Consider the following 21,906-nt stretch of genomic DNA (forward strand, 5'->3'; position numbering starts at 1 on the left):
GCAAACGGGTTTCCCCGCTCGCGCGAACCACGACAAATCAGGGACCGATTCGATCGAGGGCGGCTGTGGTGAAAGAAGGAAAGGCCGGGCGAACATCCCCTACATTAACCGGGCAGGCCGCCTGAGGTCGAGAGTATAGGGAAATTCGCTCACCGTTTCCTCGAACGGGCGGGGCAGCGGCCCGGGCGAATGGCCGTGTTCCTGGAAGCGCGCCTTGCGCCGTGCCTCCGCTTCGTAGCCGTTGACGGGCATCGTATCGTAATTGCGCCCGCCGGGATGGGCGACATGATAGACACACCCGCCCAGCGAGCGCCCGTTCCACAAGTCGTAGATGTCGAAGGTCAGGGGCGGATGCGCGGGCACCATCGGGTGGAGGCATTCCGCCGGGAACCACGCCTTGTAGCGCACGCCGCCAACCCCTTGCGAGCCATTGGCGCCCGTCCCGACCGCAGTAAGCGGGACTTGGCGGCCGTTGCAGGTAATGACGTGACGTCCGGGAACAAGACCCGTAGCCTTCACCTGCAAACGCTCGGTGGAACTGTCGACATAGCGCACGGTGCCGCCGATCGCGCCGGTTTCGCCCAGCACATTCCATGGCTCCAGCGCATGGCTGATTTCTAGGCTGACGCCGCCGCCCTCGACTTCGCCGTGAACCGGGAAACGGAACATGCGCTGAGCCTCGAACCACTTGGGGTCGAAATCGTAGCCCGCCATCCGCAGGTCATCGAGGACGCCCAGGAAGTCGGTCCAGACGAATTCCCCCAGCATGAAGCGGTCGTGAAGCTGCGTGCCCCAGCGGACCAGCGGACCTTCAACCGGCTCGCGCCAGAACCATGCGGCCAGCGCTCGGATCAGCAGTTGCTGCGCGCAGGACATGCGCGGCTCGGGCGGCATTTCGAAGCCCCGGAACTCAACGAGACCCAGGCGGCCGGTGGGACCGTCCGGGCTGAACATCTTGTCGATACAGATTTCGGTCCGGTGGGTATTGCCGGTCACATCCACCAGCAGGTTGCGAAACAGGCGGTCGACCACCCAGGGCGCCGGCTGCGGCTCATGCGGGCCGGGCACCTGCGCCAGCGCGATTTCCAACTCGTAGAGCGAATCGTGGCGCGCTTCGTCGATGCGCGGCGCCTGACTGGTCGGGCCGATAAACAGGCCGGAGAAAAGGTAGCTGAGCGAAGGGTGCCGCTGCCAGTACGTAACGAAGCTTTTCAGCATGTCAGGCCGGCGGATGAACGGGCTGTCGAGCAGGGTCGGCCCGCCCAGTACGATGTGATTGCCCCCGCCGGTGCCGATCGAGCGCCCATCGACCATGAACTTGTCGGCGGTAAGGCCGATCTCGCGCGCGCAGTCGTAGAGCGTTTCGGTGATTTCCACCGTCTCGCGCCAGGAAGCGCTGGGGTGAATGTTGACCTCGATGACGCCGGGGTCGGGCGTGATCTTGAGGACCATGAGGCGCGGGTCCGGCGGCGGGCCATAACCCTCGATCCGCACCGGCAGCTTCATTTCCTCGGCCACGACCTCGATCGAAGCTACGAGTTCGAGGTAATCTTCCAGCGCCTCGGTCGGCGGGATAAATACGGCTAGATAGTCGCCGCGCGGCTCCACCGTGACCGCGGTGCGTACCGCGCCCTTGATGATGTCCGCCTCTACCGCCGGTTCGGTAAAGGACTTGGGCTCTGGCACGGCGCGAAACCGCTGCGGGCCGCCGTCATTGGTCTGATTGGCGTTGTTCTGGCCGACAGTTGCCTGCTCAGTCACCTGCACGCGGAAATCGGCGAGCGGCTCACGCTCCTCCGCGGTGTCGCGCGGGTGGATATAAGGAAAGTCCTTCGGCGCCACGTAGGGCAGCGAACCCAGCGGCAGGCGGTAGCCGATGGCGCTATCGCCCGGCACCGCCGTCAGCAGACCCTTGCGCACACGCCAGTGTTCCGAACGCCAGCGCGGGATCGACTGGTCCTTGCTGTTCCAGCGCTGCACCGGCAGCACGAAGCCAACCGGCTTGTCCAGCCCGCGCCGGTACGTGCGGCGGAAGCGGCGGGCCAGTTCCTCGTCCTCGATACTGGGGTCGAGCGGGGTGACGTTCACCGCCAGTTCGTCCTCGCGCAGCATCCACACACCCCGGTCTTCGAACACCGGCTGGACGAAGTCAGCGTCGAGGCCCAGCCCTTCGGCGGCGGCGGCCAGCAGGTTCGCGGCGGAAAGGATGTCGATGGTGGGCAGCGGATCGGGATCGCCGGCCTTTTCCAGCGGCTTTTCACCAGCGATCAGGCTGTCGTCCTGCCAGATCGGCACGCCGTCCTTGCGCCAGTAGATAGAATAGCCCCAGCGCGGCAGGGTTTCGCCGGGATACCACTTGCCCTGCCCGTGATGGAGCAGCGAGCCGGGCGCGAACTTGGTGCGCAGCAGGCGGATCAGCTTGTCGGCATAAGCGGCCTTGGTGGGGCCGACGGCACCGCTGTTCCACTCGTCCGCCTCGAAATCGGTGGCGGCGATGAAGGTCGGTTCGCCGCCCATCGTCAGGTTGACGCCGCCTGCGTTCAGATCCTCGTCCACCTTGTCGCCCAGCAAGAGCAGGGCTTCCCAGCGGTCGTCGGTGAACGGCTTGGTGATGCGCACGGCCTCGGCGATGCGGCTGACATTCATCGCGAAATCGAAGTCGACCTCGGCGGGTTCGGCCATGCCCTCGATCGGGGTGGCGGAGCGGTAGTGCGGCGTCGCGCAGAGCGGGATGTGCCCCTCACCCGCGAACATCCCCGAAGTGGCGTCGAGGCCGATCCAGCCTGCGCCGGGCACGTAAGCCTCCGCCCAGGCGTGGAGGTCGGTGACGTCCTGCAGTACGCCGACCGGCCCTTCCTTGGGCAGCACGTCGGCGACCAGCTGGATCGAATAGCCCGAGACGAAGCGCGCGGCGAAGCCAAGGCGGCGCAGGAGCTGCACCAGCAGCCAGGCCGAATCGCGGCATGAGCCGATGCCGACGTCCAGCGTCTCCTCAGGCTCCATCACGCCCGATTCCATGCGGATCACATAGCCGATGCGTTGCTGGAGCTTGCTGTTGATATCGACCAGGAAATCTACCGTGCGGCCTTTGTAATCGGCGTGAGCAGCAACCAGCGCCTCGAACAGCGGCCCCTGTTCCTCGACCTCGAAATAGGCCGAAAGGTCGGTATTCATGTCTGGCGAATAGGCGAAGGGATATTCCTCGGCCTCAGGTTCCACGAAGAAATCGAAGGGGTTGATGACCGCCAGCTCCGCCAGCAGGTCCACCTCGATGGAGAAGTGGTCGACCGGATCGGGGAACACCACCCGCGCCAGCCAGTTGCCGTGCGGATCCTGCTGCCAGTTCAGGAAATGCTCGGGCGGGCTGATCGTCAGCGAGTAGTTGGGAACCTCCGTCCGGCTGTGCGGCGCCGGGCGAAGCCGGATAACCTGGGGGCCGAGACGAATGCGCCGCGAATAGCGGTAGCGGGTGAGGTGGTGCAGGGCGGCCTTGATCATCGAGAGTGAGTGTGCGCGAAACCATGCTGCACCGCAACGATGTTCACTTGGCTCCTACCCCGAATTCGGTAACACTTCGTCTTGACGGGAAAGATTGCCGCAGTTGTGTCATCGTGGCATGCAAAAGGGCCTCGGGTGAAAAAGATGGATATGCTGGAAGTTAGCGACGAAACCGAAGCAGCCCGCGAAAACGGAGAAACTGCGGACCTGGGTACGCAGCCCGCGCGGTACTTCAATCGTGAACTGAGCTGGCTCGCCTTCAACGAGCGGGTTCTGGCCGAAGCCTCCAATCCCGATTATCCGCTGCTGGAACGGCTGCGGTTCCTGTCGATTTCGGGCAGCAACATCGACGAGTTCCTGATGGTGCGCGTCGCCGGCCTGGCTGGGCAGGTGCGCCGCCAGATCGAGGAAATCTCGATCGATGGACTGACGCCGCAGCAGGCACTGGCCGTCACCCACGAGAAAGTGCTGGAGCTGGAGCAAGTCCAGCAGAACTCATGGGAAGCGCTGAAAGTCCAGCTGGCCGAGGCCGGAGTCGCCGTCATAGGCGAGAACGACCGGCTCGACCGCGAGCGTGAGCGCTGGCTGCGCGACTATTTCATCGAACACGTCATGCCGGTGATCACCCCCCAGGCGATCGACCCGGCGCACCCCTTCCCCTTCGTCGCCAACCAGGGCATCGGCGTGCTGTTCTCGCTGACCAGGGTGGCCGACGATGCCCCGGTGATGGAGATGGTGCTGATCCCGGCGCCGCTGCCGCGCTTCGTGCGCATTCCCGGCGAAAAGGCGGCGTGGATCTCGATCGAGGACATCATCTGCCGCAACACGGCGGAACTGTTCCCCGGCTTCGCCCTCAACGGGCAGGGGGTATTCCGCATCCTGCGCGACAGCGACATCGAGATCGAGGAGGATGCCGAAGATCTGGTGCGTTATTACCGCACCGCGATCCAGCGCCGCCGCCGCGGCCTCGTCATCGTCCTGCAGCTGCAGGGAAATTTCGACCCGGCAGCGGAAGAACTGCTGCGCCGGCAGTTGGGCCTCGACAAGGCGCTCATCATGAAGACCGAGGGCATCATCGGCTTCTCCGGCCTTTCCGCGATCTGCGACGAGGATCGCCCCGAACTCAAGTTCGAGCCGTATTCCCCGCGCTACCCCGAACGCATTCTCGAGCATGACGGCGACATCTTCGCCGCCATTCGCGAGAAGGACATCGTCATCCAGCACCCCTACGAGAGCTTCGAGGTGGTGATCGATTATCTGCGCCAGGCCGCGCGCGACCCGGATGTGGTGGCGATCAAGCAGACGCTCTACCGTGCGGGCAAGCAGTCGGCGATCATCTCGGCGCTGATCTACGCCGCCGAGCAGGGCAAGTCCGTCACCGCCGTGGTCGAACTGAAGGCCCGGTTCGACGAGGAACAGAACCTGCTTTGGGCCAGCCAGCTGGAACGCGCGGGCGTGCAGGTGATTTACGGCTTCGTGGACTGGAAAACCCACGCCAAGGTCTCGATGGTGGTCCGCCGCGAGGGTGAGAGCTATCGCACTTACTGCCACTTCGGCACCGGCAACTATCACCCCTTCACCGCGCGTATCTATACCGATATCTCCTATTTCACCGCCGATCCGGCCGCAGGGCGCGACGTCGGTCGGCTGTTCAACTTCATCACCGGCTACGTCGAGCCCAAGGCAACGGAAAGCCTGTCGATCTCGCCGATCTCGCTGCGCTCGACCCTGAACGAGTGCATCGACGCGGAAATCGCCAATGCCGAGGCGGGAAAGCCCGCCGCGATCTGGGCCAAGCTCAATTCGCTGACCGATCCGGGCATCATCGACCGTCTCTACGCCGCCAGCCGTGCCGGCGTGGACATCGACCTGGTGATACGCGGCATCTGCTGCCTGCGCCCCGGCATTCCCGGACTGTCCGAGAACATCATGGTCAAGTCGATCATCGGCCGCTTCCTGGAGCACGCGCGCATCTGGGCATTCGCCAACGGCGCGCACCTCCCCAATCGCCGCGCCAAGCTGTTCATCACCTCGGCCGATGGCATGAGCCGCAATCTCGACCGCCGCGTCGAAGTGCTGCTGCCGATCCGCAACAAGACGGTACACGACCAGATTCTCGACCAGGTCATGCTCGCCAATCTGATCGACACCGAACAAAGCTGGATTTGTGCGCCGGACGGAACCTACCAAAGGATCGGCCAGGTCGAGAACCCCTTCAACCTGCACCGCTATTTCATGACCAATCCGTCGCTTTCCGGGCGCGGTGCGGCACTGGACAGTGGACGAAAAGTGCCCAAGCTCTCGCTAAGACGCGGCACTATCTGACATAGGCAGGGCAACTTAGGCCCTTACGGTGCGTATTGAACACAATGATCGGCATTAGCCAATCCAGCGCCAAGCGCGCCATCATCGACATCGGCTCGAATACGGTCCGCCTTGTCGTATACAACGGGCCGCCGCGTGCGCCGGTCGTCGTGCTCAACGAGAAGGTCAACGCCCGGCTCGGAAAGGACCTTGGCCGTACCGGGGCGATCTCCGACAAGTCGATGCGCGCTGCACTGGCTGCGCTGGCCCGATTCGCGGCGCTGCTACGGCTGATGGCGGTGGACAACGTGGAGTGCGTCGCCACCGCCGCCGCGCGTGACGCCGCCAACGGTCCTGAATTCCTCGATGCGGTACGCGGCTTCGGCCTTTCGCCCCGCCTGCTTTCCGGCGAGGAGGAGGCCCGCGCCAGCGCCACCGGCGTGATCGCCGCCTTCCCGGGCGCGCGCGGCGTGGTGGCCGACCTTGGCGGGGGTAGCCTCGAACTGGTTGAAGTCGACGCGCAGGGCATCCGCCCCGGCGGCATCACCCTGCCCTTCGGCACCCTACGCCTGCCCGACATGCGCGCACTGGGTCCGCAGAAATTCGCCGACGCCGTGCGCGCGGGCCTCGATGCACGGGGCTGGGATGCGGCCAGTAACCGCGCGCGCGGGCTCCCGCTATACATCGTCGGCGGTTCATGGCGCGCACTGGCGCTTCAGGCGATGCGTGTGCTGGGCTGGCCGGTGGACGATCCGCATGGCTTCGAACTTCCCGCTTCGGAAGCGCTCCACCTTGCCCGTCAATTCGCGAAGGGCAAGCCGGAGGACCCGGACCCCCGCATCTCCGGTTCGCGCCTGGCCACCCTGTCCGATGCCGCTGCCCTGATGGCGCAGACGATCGGCAACCTGCACCCTTCGCATCTGGTGTTCTCCTCATGGGGTCTGCGAGAGGGACTGCTGCACATGCAACTGCCCGCCGCCGTTCAGCAGGAAAGCCCGATGCTGGCCAGCGTCGCCGCTTTCGCGCAAGGCGCGCGCGTTGACGCCGACGATGCCGCGCGCGTGGCCCTATGGACCGCCCCGGCCTGCAGGGGCGCCGATGACGACCGTGACCTGCGGACCGCTGCAGGCCTGCTGGCCCTTGCCGCGATGCGCACCGAGCCCAACATGCGCACCGAGGAAGCGCTGACCTGGGCGCTGCGCAAACGCTGGATCGGCCTCGACATGCGCGGCCGCGGGATGATGGCCATGACCGTCTTCGCCAATTCGGGCCTCACCGCAGCGCCGACCGACTTTGCCCGGCTTGCCGGAAAGGCAGACCTTGACCGCGCGATCGGTTGGGGCTTGGCCGTGCGCCTCTGCCGCCGCCTGACAGGCGGCACCGCAGGGGGCATGGCGGCCTCAGAACTGAAGGTAGAAGGCGATGTGCTGGTGCTTTCGCTGGGTGCGCCGGCACGCCCGCTTTACGGCGCGGGCAATGGCAAGGACCTCAAGGCGCTGGCCGACTGGCTGGGCCTAACCTGGCGGGTGCAGACACACGAAGGCGCCCTGATCGAAGCGTGATACCCCTTAGCCCCTCCCTTTCAGGGGGAGAGGGGGTAGAAAGTCTTTCAAACCAACGTGGAGCTTTGGGCGATCGCGGAAATGCCGCGTTTGCCGCCGCTGCGGTCCAATTGCACCACGATGTCGATCACCGACGCGGCATATTCCAGCGTCTCCGCCCGCGTCAGGCCGATGCCGGTCTGCATCGACATCAGCGCGATCTGCTCCAGCGCGCCGCGCGGGCTATTGGCGTGGACGGTCGAGAATGACCCCGGATGCCCGGTGTTGATGGCGCGCAGGAAGCTGACCGTCTCGGTGCCGCGCAGCTCGCCCAGCACAATGCGGTCGGGGCGCAAGCGCAGCGCCGCCTGAAGCAGGTCGTTGGCCGAAACCTTCGCCTCGCCCAGTTCGCCTTTGACCGCGATGAGGCCCACGCCATTGGCGCCCGGCAGGCGCAGCTCGGCGGTGTCCTCCACCAGCACGACGCGTTCGTGCTCAGGGATTTCCGTAAGCATCGCGTTGAGAAACGTGGTCTTGCCGGTCGACGTACCGCCCGAAATCAGAATGGTGCGGCGGCGGCGGATGGCGTCGCGCAGGAACGCGATCGGCTCGGCCATGGGATCGGGCGTCGGCGCTTCGGCCGGCACCGTGATCGGGCCGCGATCGTAGGCGTCCAGCGGCAGTTCCAGCAGCCGGTGCCGGCGGATCGCCAGCGCCCAGTTGGCGCGCGTGGCGGGGGGGCCGACAAGCTGGATACGCGCGCCCGATTGCCCGCCGTAAGCCGGCAGCGTCGCCGAAAGCAGCGGGTGTTCGCGGTTGATCCCCTGATGGCTGATCCGCGCGACCTGCTCTGCAAGGCGCTGCAGCAGGCGGTTGTCCATCTGCGGCAATGCCACGCACTGCATACCCGAAAGCGCGGCGTCCTCGACCCAGATTTCGCCGGGGCGGTTGACGAGGATTTCGGTAACCGTCTCGCGCTCCAGCCAAGGGCGCAAAGGCGCAAGGTAAGCGTCAAGATAGACGCTGCGCGCGGCTGCGGCATCGGCGGTCACGTCAGCCACGGGCGAATGCGCCGGTTGCGGCTGCAAGGTGAGAATATCGGCCATGCTGCGTCACTGGACCTGGCTGAAGTCCAGATCCTTGGCAGTGAACACACGGATCGGCTCACCCTGGCGCACACGGATGGTCGGGCCGATCTGCGCGCCGCTCTGCACCGCGCTCGATGCCGCCGAACCGCCGCCGGACACGATCACGTTCGAACCGCTGGACGCCAGCGTCGTCAGTCCGCCGACCACCGAAAGCAGCATCGCCGAGCCGAAACGCTCGAAGAAATGGCTGTTGACCTTGCCGGGCAAGCCCGTCTCGCCGCCAAAGGAAACGGCGGGCGAACCCAGGTTCACCGAGACTCCGTCCGGGCGGATCAGGCGCGACCAGATGACATACGCGCGCTTCTGGCCCGCCGTCAGGCCGCTCTTGTACTGGCCGATCAGGCGCGAGGAGCGCGGGACCAGTACGCGCTTGCCGTCGAAGCTGCGCACGTCAGTCGAAACGATGGCTCGCACGTAGCCGGGCACATCAGTGTCGATCGCGGTTTCCAGCACGGCGGGGATCAGCGTGCCCTGCGTTACCGTCGTGGCCGGATCGAACGAATGGCTGGCGGCGGCGGTCGCCCCGGTGCCGCCGATGCGGGCGGCGAAATCGTCATTGGCATTGCCGCCTTTCGCCGCTTCGCCCGCAGGTCCCGGGACGGCGACGGCCGCGCCGGTGCCCACGTCGAATACCACCGTGGGGCTGGCATAAGGGTTGGCCTGGGGGACTGCCGCGGTCGCAGGCGGCGCGGCAAGTACCGGGGCGGGGGCGGGCTCGGGAAGCGGCGCCGGCATAACCGCCGGGGCGGGCGCCGGAACCACGGCGGCAGGCGCCGGGACCGGTTGCGGCGCCGGAACCGCCGGCTTGAGGCCTGCCGGATTGCGCGCCGAGTCCATCGACCACAGCGTCAACCCGCCCAGCGCCGCGACGATCAGGACACCGGCGGCAAGACCGAGGCCATCTGCCTTCTTGCGCTGGCTGACCTGCGGCAGGACGTTGCGGGTGGCCAAGTCGATGACCTGAGCACCCTCACCGTCACGCGGATCGGTTGCGTCGGCACGGGAAAAGCGTTCGCGGATCGAGGAATTCGGCGCCATGTTTTCAGTTCCGCGAAGAAGTGGGTGCCGCTGTCCCGGCGGACGGCGTGGGCGAAGATGGAGTAGCAGTTGCCACGACAGGCTGGAGCGTGGGAACCGGCGTTGCCGCAGGCGCGGCCGGTGCCGGACGCGAGGCGAGAGGCAACGAATTCACCAGTTCCGCCTTCGCCTTGCCGGAGCGCAGGACGATCGAGTTCGGCACGTCCTCCAGCACGATCGTGGCGCCGCGCACGGCGTAGTTCACCGGGCCTTCGTCGCCCTTCTCGTTGGTGACGAGGATTGCGGGAATCGCCGCCTTGTCCGGCCAGAGCAGGTAGGTCGACATGCCGTCATCATAGACGCGCGAGGGCATCAGCTTCTCGACGCCGACGCGCTTCCACGCAAAGTTGAGCGCCGCCGGGTCGGCCGGCATGCCCAGAGGATTGCCGGCGGCCAGTGCCTGTTCCGCCGGGTCGAGCGAAGCCAGCCCGCTGCCGTCCGCCGCCAGCTTCGGCTCGTCCTTGTAGGTAAAGCGCAGCATGTAGAGCGGCCTCGCCTTGGCGGTGGCGACGAGGTCGAAGAAATAGGTGTGGCGGTTGGTCACCACCGTCATGTTGGTGCGTGCCGTGCTTTCGAGCGGTTTCACGAAAAGCAGGTCTGCACGCTTGTTGGGCGTGATCTGCCAAGCCTGCGAATCGCCGACTGCGACGTTCTCGATCGCCTCGCCTTGCCCGAAGGCGATGGTCGCCTGCACGCCGGCACGGCCGTCGATACGCACGACCTCGTTGTCGCTGAAAGCATGAGCGACAAGGCGCTCATCGGCCTGCGCCGGAGCAGCCAGCGTCAGCGCGCCCAGGCTCACTGCGGCGGCAAGGTTGCGCATGGTTGCGCGGATCATCGTGTCTTCTCCTTCGCCGGCGATCTGCCGGTGTCGTTCGATGCGCGAAAGCGGCTGCCGATCCCGCGAGCGCGCGGGGCCGATTCGCCCCGCCGCAAGGGTTCGATGCCGCCGCCGACGACTTGTGTTACCACGGTTCGGCGGTCACCCGAACGAGCGCCGCTGCTCAGTCCCTGCCCCGGAGCTTCGGCCATGGCGGACGCACCTGCCGCTGCGATCACCGAAGTGCGGCCCGGATAGCTGGACGCCGCCGGGGCGGGCGCACTGGCTGGAGCCGGTGCCGCCGCCTGCCCGGAGGAGCCGGAGCGTTCCCGCTCATTATCGGCGCCCAGGCCGAAGACCTGCCAGCCCGAAACCATCGTCGCAGCCACTTTCACGACCATCACCATCAGCGCGACATGCACCGAGGCGACGAGGAAGAACGCCATTGCCCCGCGCCCATCGATCTCGCCGGCATTGGCGTTCTCGACGAGGCCGGAAATGATCGGCACCAGCAGTTCCAGCGTGATCCCGCCGCCCAGCACCACGAATAGCGGGGTAACGGCGGTCAGCACCACGCCGCGCAGCCAGCCTGCAGTCAGCCCGCGCGTGCCGCCGAACAGCGCCATGATGACGAAGATCGGCCCCAGCGCGAGCAGCACGCCCAGCGCGATACGCGCGGTGAGCAGCACGCCCACAGTTCCCAGCAGCAGCAGCAGCGCGCCCATCCACATCACGCTTTCGGGCGTGAAAAGCCCGCCTGCGCCCTTGGCCGCAACGGCGGCACCGGCAGCAGCCGCGCCGCCCCCGTCCTGTGCCGCGCCGCCAGCCTTGGAGGTGGCTTCGGAAATGTCGTTGATGGCGCCAAAGACAATGTCGATACGGTCACCGAAAAGCTGCGTCGCCGAGCCTTTGGCACCCATCAGCACGCCGGCGATCCAGTCCGGTCCGCCCACGGCAAGGTTCCAGACCACGCCCTGATACGCGATCCAGCTGGTGGCGAACGTCAGGACCACGCCCAGGCGCAACATACGCGGGGTGAGCGCCGAGATGCCCAGGCTGGAACGTCCGGTCAGCAGCGAGAATGCAAAAAAGGCGATGTAGAGCGTGAGCAGGATGGTAAGGACCGGACCCATCGCCCCGCCCGCGCCGAACAGGCGTCCGAACGCGGAAGCGGCCATCTCGTTGGCCACGCAGTCGACAGCGCGCAGCGCCGGGGCGACCCCGGCGGAAGCGACTTCGGTGAGCTGTTCGCAGGCGTTCGCCATGAGGCTATTCCGCCGCCTCGGTCCAAAGCTCGCCGCCATCACCCTCTGCCGGCCACTGCATTCCTGTCAGGACCGGATACCAGCCTTCCGGCGCATCGCCGTAGCGTTCGCGCAGGGTATCGAGCTTGCGCACGGTGCTCTCGCGGCCCGACAATACGGTGAGAACCTCAGGCATCCCGGCAAGGTCGAGCCGCACCACCACCGAGGTATCGGCCTGGCGGATCAGGAAGCAGCGCGAATGTACCGGCAGCGTGCGGATGACGTCGAGTTCGTGCTGCGACAGGCCGAAACCCTCGCAGTAATCCTCGGCTCGGGCGCGCGAATTGGGCATGAAGATCATCGTCGCGGTCTGCTCGACAAGCGCCGTGGCGATCTTGGAATCCAGCGCGTCGCGCGCTGACTGGGTGGCGAAGCCCACCAGCGCATTGCGCTTGCGCAGCGTCTTGAGCCAGTCACGGATACGCGCGGCGAAGACCTCGTCGTCGAGCGCCTTCCAACCCTCGTCGATGAGGATCATCGTCGGCTCGCCGTCGAGGCGCTCGTCGATGCGGTGGAACAGGTACATCATGACCGGCGTGCGCAGACGCGGGCTTTCCAGCAGCGCGGTCATGTCGAAGCCCAGTACGCGCTGGCTCAGGTCGAGGCGGTCGTGCTGGTTGTCGAACAGCCAGCCATGCTCACCCCCCTGCAGCCAGGCGTCTAAGCGCGAGGCAAGGTCGCCCGCTTCGGGACGGCGCGCGCCGGCGAGCAGTTCGCGAAAGTGCGACAGGCGGCGCAGCAACGGGTCGTTGTGATAGGCGGCGTCGACCGCGCCCGCGATCGTCGAAAGCTCCTCCGGCCCCTTCGCGGCCAGCAGCACGCCCAGCCAGTCGCGCAGGAAAGCGCGGTTGGCGGCAGTGTCAGGCAGCGAGAGCGGGTTGAAACCAGTGGGGTGGCCGGCGGCGATGCGGCTGTATGTGCCGCCGATCCCGCGCAGAAACACTTCGGCGCCGCGATCCTTGTCGAACAGGATGGTGCGCGGCGCGAACTTCTGTGCCTGCGCGGCGAGGAAGTTCATGACCACCGTCTTACCCGAACCCGACGGACCGATGACGGTGAAGTTACCGAGGTCACCCTGGTGGAAATTAAAGAAGAACGGCGTCGAGCTGGTCGTCGACAGCAGCGTGACCGCATCGCCCCAGTGATTGCCACTAGCCTGCCCCATCGCAAAGCCGTGCAAACTGCCGAAGCAAGCCATGTTGGCACTGGAAATCAGCGCGCGGCGCACGATGAAGCTCTCGTTACCGGGAAGCTGGCCCCAGAACGCAGGCTCCAGGTTCACATCCTCGCGCACCGCGATGGCGCCGGCATCGGCCAGCGCGGCGGCGCACGAAGCGGTGACTTCGTCGAGCTGGTCCAGCGTGTCGGCGCGGACCAGAACCGACAGGTGATGATCGCCGAAGCCGACCGCACCGGTCCCCAGCGCATCGCGCGCGGCGGACATCTCGCGGCGTTCGGCCGCCGCTTCCTCGTCGGCGCTGCGCAGGCGGCGCACGGCAAGGTCGATGCGTTCACGGGCAATCTGGCGGTCCGACGGGGCGTAAGTTTCGGTCAGGACCAGTTCGCACGGCAAACGCAGCAGCGCGTCCGTCAGGCCCGGCGCGGTCGAATCCGGGTATTCCTTGAGGGACACGATCGAGCCGAAGCCGCCGCCGGTCGCGCCGCGCAGTTCCAGTGCGTCCATGCCGAAACTGGCGCGGCGATAGGGCAGCATGTGGCCGATGTCGGTATCATCGGAAGGGCGGCGCACGGGCCGCATCTCACCGTTGTAGAGCGCCGAAAGCAGTTCGAGCACTTCAGAGCATTGCCCGGCCCCGCCTTCGTAATCGCCCAGAAGCCGCGCCCCGTAAGCACCGAGCGAGGCGACCATCGCCGAAGCAGCGGCCTTGAGCGCGCGCACGTCACCGGGATCGGCCTCGACCGATTCGGCCTTCGACTTCATCATGCGCGTCAGCTTGTCGGCCCAGCCCGCCTTGCCGCGCGCGGGACGGCGCACCAAGGTTATGAACTGGTCGTTGACGAACAATGCGCCCGAGGACGTGCGCGCACGCCAGCGTGCATCGATATGCGCTGCGAGCGGATCGTCGAACCGGCCGTCCATCTCGATCTCCACGCGGCGGCGGATGACGTGATGGTACAGCACGAAACGCGCATCTAGCGAGGAGCGCAGCAGCACTTCGCGGGTGGCGACATGGGCGTTGAGTTCGTCGGTGTCGGCAGTCTCGAAAGCCAGGCCCGGCACCATGAGCGAGAGCATGACCGAACCATCGCGCAGGCGCACGACATTCTCGTCCACCAGCGCGGCATAGGGCAGCCGGTCACCGGCGAGCACTTCCTTCGCTCCCCAGCCCTTCAGCGGCGATTTGAAGCTCTTGGCCATTATGTCGTTCCCCCACGCCGTTTCGATGCCGGCGCGTATTCGATGTTACGGCGCGTAGCTGTTGCAACCCCAGCGCTGCCAGTTTGCAACGCGCGGGCACTTGCTGACCTTGGCGATCCACAAGTCGAAGACCCGCGGTTCGCGCAGGCACGCGAGATATCCGGCCCCGTGGATCACCAGCGCCGCCGGCACTGTCCAGAAGCTCTTGGTGATAAGGAAGATTTCGGTCGTCAGCGCAGCGTTGATTATGAAGTAGCTGTACGTCACGCCCGCGAACATCTGCGGGCGGGTCAGCGCGCGGTGCACGGGGTAGCGCGCCAGACTCATGACCAGCGCCTCATCAGCCCACAGCCGCCGACTGGATACCGGTGACGATCGCACCGGCGCCGAACAGGATGAACACGCCAATGATGACGGTTGCACCGAAGCGCCAGTTCATCCGGCCAGTCAGCATCATGAAGCCGACAGCGGCAACCGCCATGACGGCCACGGCAGTGGCGACGTTACCAAGCAGAGTGCCCTGCAGCCAGCCCAGTGCCGCAACGATCGGGCCCGATCCGGCCGGATCTTGAGCAACAGCCTGTGCGTGAACCAGTGAAGGTGCAAAAAGGCTAGGGACAGTGCCCATAGCGGAGAGCAAGCCGCGCGATTTGCGGCCGTAAGACTTTACGTATCGAATCACCATGTCCTCCGTATGACGGCCAAGTGCGCCACCTGGATGACAGGTGTGTGACGATGGCGCGGCAGACCGTCATGGTTTCGGCATGTATCACAAGATGTTTCCGAATTCGTGACTGGCCCATCAGTCGCGAAATGCCCTGTTCTTTGCGACAAGAGCAATTCGTGACTGAATTATCTGGGCAAAATGGCCGGAAGAACACGAATACAGCAGCAGATGGATCGGCAGTTTGCGATGTCCCGGTGCCGAACTGCGACGAATCAGCGAGTGGCGACCGTCCTTGACGCCATAAGCCCCTTCAATGCCATGCGCGCCGCCTGGCGCGAATCCATCCAGCTGCCGTCCGCCAGTTCCAGATCGTAACGCTCAGGTGTTGCTGCCGCAGCGCGATAGGCTGCCAGCGCCTTGTCGCCTTGCCCGGCACGGATATAGGCCGCCCCCAGGTTGATGAGGGCCGCGGGATCTTCCGACCGCAATGCGCCGTTCGCTTCAAGTTTGCGCACCGCTGCCTGCGACTGGCCCTCGGAAAGCTCGCGGTAGGCGACCTCCGTTACGTCGGATCGGGGCTGGTCCATTGCAAGAGAGATGACCGACTGCCCCATCAGAGCGGCAGTAAGGAGGACTGAAAGCGACATGAGAACTCTCCCTTTATCGTATTGGTAGCTCACATCGTCTGCGCGAATCGCTGATCCATCAACAAAATGACGGAAGTGTCATAAAACTGCAATATCGACGTCGGTCACCAAAAATCGCGAGTCGCGATTGGCATCCGGGGCATCTCACGTCTGTTGGCTGGTCCTAATCACGGATTTGTCACATCTGTGTCGTATTAGTGCATATTAGTGTCATCGTAGCGCCAACATAATGTCATTCGCGCCCCTTAGACGCCCGGTGGCAACGAAGGCGGAATCGTCGCCTCGTTTCGACCTGAACACGGGGGATCCATCGTGAAGAAAATTTCTGGTCTGCTGCTTGTGAGCAGCAGCGCTATCGCTCTTGCCGGCTGCGGAGCCGACGACATTTCCTCGCCCGGCGCAGGCTCGATCAACGTTCCGATCACGAACCCCGCCCCGACCCCGACCCCGACGCCCGGCACCGGTCTGGTCGAAGCGGCCACCGACTGCCCCTCGATCGGCGCAAGCCGAGGCCTGACTAACAGTGGCACCATCACTGGCCCCGAAGGCACGTGGCGTGTGTGCACCCTGCCCACCCTGATCGACGCCAGCACGACGCTGCCGAAGACCGCCGGCGTCCTTTACCGCATGAACGGCCGCGTTGACGTCGGATGCGACGGCGGCCTGACCGCGCCGACCACGGCTGCACCGCGCGCAACGACCACGGCCAGCTGCAGCGGCCGCTCGCTCACCGCCGACACCAACGTCACGCTCACGATCGAGCCGGGCGTCATCGTCTACGGCGAGAACGGCGCAGAGCCGGCGTGGCTGGCAGTCAACCGCGGTAACAAGATCAACGCATCGGGCACTCTGGCCCAGCCGATCATCTTCACCACCTACGACAACGTGCGCGGCATCGCCACGGAAGCCACCGACGGCCGCTGGGGCGGCGTCGTGCTCATGGGCCGCGGTATCACGACCGACTGCACCGCCGGCGGTTCGACCACCAACCAGACCTGCGAGCGCGACACCGAAGGCGCATCCAGCCCGGCCGTGTTCGGCGGCAGCGACAACGCCTACAACGCGGGCACCATGCGCTACGTGCAGATCCGCTACTCGGGCTTCGTCCTGGGTGCGAACATCGAGCTTCAGGCCCTTACCGGTGAAGGCCTCGGCACCGGCACCACGCTGGAATACATCCAGAGCGTGAACAGCTCGGACGATGGCGCCGAATTCTTCGGCGGCGCGGTCAACATGAAGCACTACATCGCCGTCAATGCCGACGATGACAGCCTCGACATCGACACCGGCCTTCAGGGCAACTTCCAGTACGTCCTGATCGCCCAGCGCAACGCTGACGGCGACTCGCTGATGGAAGTCGACAGCAACGGCAACGAAGAACTTCTGCCCCGCCAGAAGAGCGTCGTCGCCAACTTCACCGCCATCCAGCCGGGTGTGAACAACAACTCCAACAATGCCGCAATCTTCGCGCGCGGCAACGCTGACCTGACGCTGGTCAACGGTGTGGTCGTTGCTCCGCAGGACGAGTGCATCCGTCTCAACGGCACCGGCACCACTCCCGCTACGCTCAAGGCCTTCTCGGTCGCCATGACCTGCAGCGGCACCGGCGCCTTCCTCGGCACCGGCAGCTACACCGCACCGCAGGTACAGGCGCAGTTCGGCGCCGGCACCAACAACAATGCCGCTTTCACCTCGACGCTGACGAGCACCTTCGTCAACGGCGCCAACGAAACCGGCGTTGTTGCCTACGCCGACATCAAGACGCTCTCGAGCTACTTCGACACGGTAACCTATATCGGCGCCGTGAAGGACGCCACAGACACCTGGTTCCGCGGCTGGACCTGCGACACTGCATCGGCAGAGCTGGGCTCCAACTCGCGCTGCACGGCGCTGCCCGTCACCTGAGGCATCCGCCCTTAGCCGACAAAAAGGGGGGGCGGTCCGCGAAGGCCGCCCCCTCGTTTGCATTAATCTTTGTTCCAGGGGGACACCACATGAACAAGCGGCTCGTATCGGCGCTGCTGCTTTCCAGCGCGTTGACCATGCCGACGGCGGCGTGGGCGCAGGATAGCACCACCACCGACACCACAGCGCCCACCGCCACCGGCACGCCGCCCATCGCGCAGCCGGAAGAAGCGGAAGAGGCCGGCGCGCCCGACGTGTCGATCCCGGGCGGCGAAATTCTCGTCACCGGCCAGCGTTCGCGCAACGTGCAGCGTTACGCGCCGCAGGTCGTGTCGGTCCTGTCGACCGAACAGATCGCCCGTACGGGTGAAGGCGACATCGCCGGCGCGCTCAGCCGCGTCACCGGCCTGTCGGTTGTCGGCAACGGCTACGTCTACGTCCGCGGGCTGGGCGACCGTTACTCGCTGGCACTGCTCAACGGCTCGCCGCTGCCAAGCCCCGAGCCGCTCAAGCGCGTGGTTCCGCTTGACCTGTTCCCGACCAGCATGATCGCCTCATCGCTCGTCCAGAAGAGCTATTCGGTCAACTTTCCCGGCGAGTTCGGCGGCGGCGTTATCAACCTGACCACGCGCGCCGTGCCCGACAAGCCGTTCCTGACCTTCGGCGGCGGCGCATCCTGGGATACCGAGACGACGAACAAGCTCGGCTATACCTATTACGGCAGCAAGACCGACTGGACCGGCTACGACAACGGCAACCGCAACCTGTCGGTCGAGATGAAGGACTACCTGAAGAGCGGCACGCTGCTCAACGGCACCAGCGACGAGGCGCGCGCCATCGGCAGCACCCTCATCAACGGCCGCAACGGCGTTATCCAGCGCGACGACCACCAGCCCGTCAACTTCTCGGGCAGCATCTCGGGCGGTACCTTTGTCGACATCGGCGAAGTGCGTCTGGGCGTGATCGCCGCCGGCAGCTATTCCAACACGCTGCAGACCAAGGACATCACGACGCAGCGCGTGGCCGGCCTCGATCCCGACACCCGCGAGCAGGACTTCCAGCAGATCGTCACGGACAACCGCATCGTCGCCAACGCGATGGTCGGCCTCGGCCTTGAATGGGGCGAGAACAAGATCCGCTGGACGAACCTCTACATCCACGACACGGTCAAGCGCACGGCGCTGGCGCTGGGTTACCAGAACGCCACGCCTTCGATCGATTACATGAACCAGGACACCGGCTTTTACGAACGCCAACTGCTGGACACCCAGCTCGTCGGCGAGTTCAAGCTGGGCGGCGACACCGAACTCGACGTTCGCGGTGGCTACGCCAATTCGAAGCGCAAGGCGCCTTACGAAATCTCGCTGCAATACGTGCGCAGCAACTCCGGCCAGTTCGGCGACTCGTTCATAAACCGCCTCGACGGCGGCAACCAGGGTGATGCCGAAATCACCTTCTCCGACCTCGACGAAGATGTGTGGTCGGCGGGCGCCGACTTGTCGCACAGCTTCTCGCCGGGCTGGACGGGCACGGTGGGTTATGCCTACCAGCTCAACGATCGCCGCACTTCGCGCCGGGCCTTCCAGATCCGCGCACAGGGCGATACCCGCCTGGTCAGCGCCTTCGGCCTGCTTCGGCCTGACGTCCTGTTCCAGCCGGGCATGTTCTTCATCGATCAGGCAACGGGCGGGGCAGTCGATTACCACCTGCTCACGAACGAGATCGACTTCGCGGGCGCCATCTTCGATGCCAAGTTGAACAACCATGCCTGGTACGCCAAGCTGAATGGTTCGCTCACCGAAGCGCTGACGTTCGACCTTGGCGTGCGTTGGGAATATGCCAACCAGTTCGCCGGCGTCGTCCCCATCGCGGACACCGGCACGGCAATCCCAGACACCAATCTCGAGCGCGAGTACTGGCTGCCCGCTCTTACGTTGACCTACGAAATCCAGCCGGGTCTGCAGGCACGAGTCAACGCCTCGAAGACGATTGCCCGCCCGCAATTCCGTGAATTGCTGTACCAGACGTTCTTCGACCCGGACAGCAACCGCAGCTACCGCGGCAACCCGCTGCTCGTGGACAGCCAGCTGTATAACGCAGAAGCCCGCGTCGAATGGTACATGAACCGTGACGACAAGGTTTCGCTGGGTGCGTTCTTCAAGCGCCTGGACAATCCGATCGAGACGTTCCTGGTCCGTCCGGGCAACGATTTCGTCACGACTTACGCCAACGCGCCGAAGGCCGACCTCTACGGTGCCGAAATCGAAGCGCAGAAGTATTTCGACGCCTTCGCCGATCGCCGTATTCTGATCTCGGCCAACTACACCTACACCAAGTCGAAGCTGAAGGTGAAGGAAGGCGACACCACAGATGTCTACGGCGCCTCCACCAACAATGCGCTCGACTACTTCCGCAACGGGGCTCCGCTCACCGGACAGTCGGAGCACATTGCAAACGTGCAGATCGGCCTCGAACAGCAGGGCAAGCTGTCGCAGCAGACGCTTCTGCTGAACTATGCCAGCAAGCGCGCCACAAGCCGCGGCCTCAACCAGTCGGGCCAACCCGATATCTTCGAGAACCCCGGCTTCACGCTGGACTTCGTCATGCGTCAGGGCATCGCTCTGGCCGGCACGGATGTCGAGCTGAAGTTTGAGGCGCGCAACATCACCGGCCGCAGGCATCTTGAGTATCAGGACTTCGAAGCTGGCCGTATCCAGGTCAACAGCTACGATGTCGGCCGCGTGTTCGCGCTTTCGGCAGCCGTGACCTTCTGATTTTCAACGGGAGGGACCTGCCCTCCCGCTCCAACTGGAAAGGCTCGGGCGCAGCAATGCACCCGGGCCTTTTTTTGCGCTTCCCAAGGCCATCCGGGGCGCGTAAGGGGCCCGGGTCATCTGGGGAGTAGCCACCCGCGCTCCCGGTCTGCAAAGGCTTCGTGCGGGACCTGCCGTCAACATACTTGGCCGAGAGGCCATGGCGCGCAGGAGGACGGTCGAACCGTCCGGGCGAGACCAATGACGCTTGCGGTTCCGCTCGGCCGGGCGGGTTCCGTACGCGTCGTTGCGTCTGCCTTACGCCCGGCCCCGGAGTACCATGACTTGGAAGCCCTGCTTACCTCCACGGCCGTCGTCGCGCTTGCCGAAATCGGCGACAAGACCCAGCTGCTCGCGATCGTGCTGGCCACCCGCTTCAAGAAGCCCTGGCCGATCGTGGCCGGCATCTTCGTCGCCACGATCGCCAATCACTTCCTCGCCGCCCTCGTGGGCGAACAGGCAGCCTCGTTCCTTGATGGCTTGTGGTTCCGCTACCTCGTCGCCGCCAGCTTCATCCTGATGGCCGCATGGACCCTTATCCCCGACAAGTTCGACGAAAACGAAGACGCCAAGCCCAGCCGCTTCGGACCCTTCATGGCGACCGCGATCGCGTTCTTCCTGGTTGAGATGGGCGACAAGACGCAGATCGCCACCATCGCGCTGGGCGCCCGCTTCCAGAGCGTGGTCCCGGTGATGATGGGCACCACCATCGGCATGATGATAGCCAACGTGCCCGCCGTGTTCCTGGGCAACGAGCTTATCAAGCGGGTGTCGCTGAGCATGGTGCGCACGGTAGCGGCGCTGCTCTTCCTGGTGATCGGCCTGTGGCTGCTGGCGCAGACCGCCGGCTGGCTGGGCTGACGATCTTGGCGCCGTCCCGGGATAGCCGGGACGGCGCGATCTTCACACCGTATCGAAGACATACCCCAGCGAACGCACGGTGCGCAGCGGATTGCCCGCTCCCACACCCTTGAGCGCGCGGCGCAGGCGGCCGATCCACACGTCAACCGTGCGCTCGTCCACCGGCGGTTCCTGCTTGCCGAGCGCGGAGATCAGCTGGGTGCGGCTGAACACCCGCCCGGGATGCTCGATGAAATAGCGCAGCAGTCGCAGTTCGTTGGGCATCAGCGAGATCGGCTTGCCCTGGAAGCGCGCCTGAAAGGCCGCGACGTCCACCATCAACTCGCCCTGCGTGACCACGCGAATGCCCGCGCTGTCCTGTTCGCCAAGGTTGGCGCCCAGCACCCGGTCAAGCAGCGCAGTGCGGGTCAGCGGGCCAACCATATAGTCGTCCGCTCCCATTCGCAGCGCGCGCTTGCGGTCTTCCTGGTTGTCCTCTTCGAGAACCATGGTGACGTGGGCATGGGCGGTCAGCGCATCGGCGCGCAGGCGCCGGCACAGTTCCAGGCCCGACATTTCGGGCAGGACCCAGTCAATGAAGATCCACAGCGCACCCTCGATCAGGGGTAACTCGGAAAAGTCTGTCCAGCGGTGGAGAACCACGTCGAACTGGTCGTGCCGGAAAGGCGCCAGCGCCCCCGCCGCGCCCCCGGAGAGTTCGCTTGCCAGCAATATGTCGATCCGCCGCATCGCCCCTTGTTCGCCCTTCGTCCGGCTGAACGGCCCCCATATGGATCGTCGCACGGGCGGGCTTTTGCATCCCCAGTGTGACGAACGGGTGACATATCGATGACATGGCGGTGAAACCCGAAAGACAAGCTGGCCAGTGTCATCGAACCGACCCGCAACCGTCACGCCCACGCAACGCCCTCATGGCAAAGGACCCTGAGCAGACAGCCGGG

Annotated in this window: 15 protein-coding genes and 1 riboswitch; of the genes, 5 read left to right on the forward strand and 10 right to left on the reverse strand. The window is 65.3% G+C overall.

Going from position 1 to position 21,906, the window contains the following annotated elements; genetic code table 11:
* Window positions 1–99: 99 nt before the first annotated feature.
* The gene (locus V474_RS11640) at window positions 100–3,498 is read right to left on the reverse strand and encodes a transglutaminase family protein (RefSeq protein ID WP_059151664.1); all 3,399 of its coding nucleotides are present in this window, start codon (window positions 3,496–3,498) and stop codon (window positions 100–102) included.
* Window positions 3,499–3,642: 144 nt separating this feature from the next.
* On the opposite strand from V474_RS11640, the gene V474_RS11645 reads away from it, so the two are divergent.
* A complete protein-coding gene (locus V474_RS11645; protein WP_201786036.1) occupies window positions 3,643–5,823 on the forward strand; it encodes an RNA degradosome polyphosphate kinase in 2,181 nt (726 codons plus the stop codon).
* 44 nt (window positions 5,824–5,867) lie between these two features.
* Entirely contained in the window at window positions 5,868–7,364 is a 1,497-nt protein-coding gene (locus V474_RS11650; RefSeq protein ID WP_059151666.1) for a Ppx/GppA phosphatase family protein, read from the forward strand.
* A 47-nt stretch (window positions 7,365–7,411) separates the two neighbouring features.
* On the opposite strand, the gene virB11 is transcribed toward V474_RS11650, so the two are convergent.
* The 8 genes from virB11 to V474_RS11690 form a co-directional block, all read right to left on the reverse strand.
* Entirely contained in the window at window positions 7,412–8,449 is a 1,038-nt protein-coding gene (gene virB11, locus V474_RS11655) for a P-type DNA transfer ATPase VirB11 (protein WP_059151667.1), read from the reverse strand.
* Window positions 8,450–8,455: 6 nt separating this feature from the next.
* The gene (locus V474_RS11660) at window positions 8,456–9,529 is read right to left on the reverse strand and encodes a TrbI/VirB10 family protein (RefSeq protein WP_059151668.1); all 1,074 of its coding nucleotides are present in this window, start codon (window positions 9,527–9,529) and stop codon (window positions 8,456–8,458) included.
* Window positions 9,530–9,533: 4 nt separating this feature from the next.
* Window positions 9,534–10,406: a TrbG/VirB9 family P-type conjugative transfer protein gene (locus V474_RS11665; protein ID WP_059151669.1), complete on the reverse strand. Its 873-nt coding sequence runs from the start codon at window positions 10,404–10,406 to the stop codon at window positions 9,534–9,536.
* A complete protein-coding gene (locus tag V474_RS11670) occupies window positions 10,403–11,653 on the reverse strand; it encodes a type IV secretion system protein (protein WP_059151670.1) in 1,251 nt (416 codons plus the stop codon). Before V474_RS11670 ends, V474_RS11665 begins: the two co-directional genes overlap by 4 nt.
* A 4-nt stretch (window positions 11,654–11,657) precedes the next feature.
* Window positions 11,658–14,072, reverse strand: a complete 2,415-nt coding sequence (locus V474_RS11675) for a VirB4 family type IV secretion/conjugal transfer ATPase (protein ID WP_059151671.1) — start codon at window positions 14,070–14,072, stop codon at window positions 11,658–11,660.
* A gap of 45 nt (window positions 14,073–14,117) precedes the next feature.
* A complete protein-coding gene (locus V474_RS11680; protein WP_043971237.1) occupies window positions 14,118–14,399 on the reverse strand; it encodes a type IV secretion system protein VirB3 in 282 nt (93 codons plus the stop codon).
* A 13-nt stretch (window positions 14,400–14,412) separates the two neighbouring features.
* Entirely contained in the window at window positions 14,413–14,757 is a 345-nt protein-coding gene (locus V474_RS11685; protein WP_059151672.1) for a TrbC/VirB2 family protein, read from the reverse strand.
* A 254-nt stretch (window positions 14,758–15,011) separates the two neighbouring features.
* Complete coding sequence (locus tag V474_RS11690) at window positions 15,012–15,386, reverse strand: hypothetical protein (protein ID WP_059151673.1); 375 nt, start codon at window positions 15,384–15,386, stop codon at window positions 15,012–15,014.
* Window positions 15,387–15,698: 312 nt separating this feature from the next.
* On the opposite strand from V474_RS11690, the gene V474_RS11695 reads away from it, so the two are divergent.
* From V474_RS11695 to V474_RS11705, 3 genes are all read left to right on the forward strand, one after another.
* Window positions 15,699–17,291, forward strand: coding sequence for a hypothetical protein (locus tag V474_RS11695; RefSeq protein ID WP_059151674.1), 1,593 nt, complete (start codon window positions 15,699–15,701; stop codon window positions 17,289–17,291).
* Window positions 17,292–17,380: 89 nt separating this feature from the next.
* Window positions 17,381–20,065: a TonB-dependent receptor domain-containing protein gene (locus tag V474_RS11700; protein WP_059151675.1), complete on the forward strand. Its 2,685-nt coding sequence runs from the start codon at window positions 17,381–17,383 to the stop codon at window positions 20,063–20,065.
* 109 nt (window positions 20,066–20,174) lie between these two features.
* A riboswitch (yybP-ykoY riboswitch) is annotated at window positions 20,175–20,294 on the forward strand.
* 95 nt (window positions 20,295–20,389) lie between these two features.
* Window positions 20,390–20,965 carry a TMEM165/GDT1 family protein gene (locus V474_RS11705; RefSeq protein WP_059151676.1) on the forward strand — a complete coding sequence of 192 codons (576 nt, stop codon included), beginning with the start codon at window positions 20,390–20,392 and terminating at the stop codon, window positions 20,963–20,965.
* A gap of 42 nt (window positions 20,966–21,007) precedes the next feature.
* Here V474_RS11705 and V474_RS11710 read toward each other — a convergent pair whose 3' ends face one another.
* Window positions 21,008–21,694, reverse strand: coding sequence for a response regulator transcription factor (locus V474_RS11710; RefSeq protein ID WP_043971245.1), 687 nt, complete (start codon window positions 21,692–21,694; stop codon window positions 21,008–21,010).
* Between the last annotated feature and the right edge of the window lie 212 nt (window positions 21,695–21,906).

Origin of the sequence: Novosphingobium barchaimii LL02, assembly GCF_001046635.1 — a bacterium.
GTDB lineage: Bacteria > Pseudomonadota > Alphaproteobacteria > Sphingomonadales > Sphingomonadaceae > Novosphingobium > Novosphingobium barchaimii.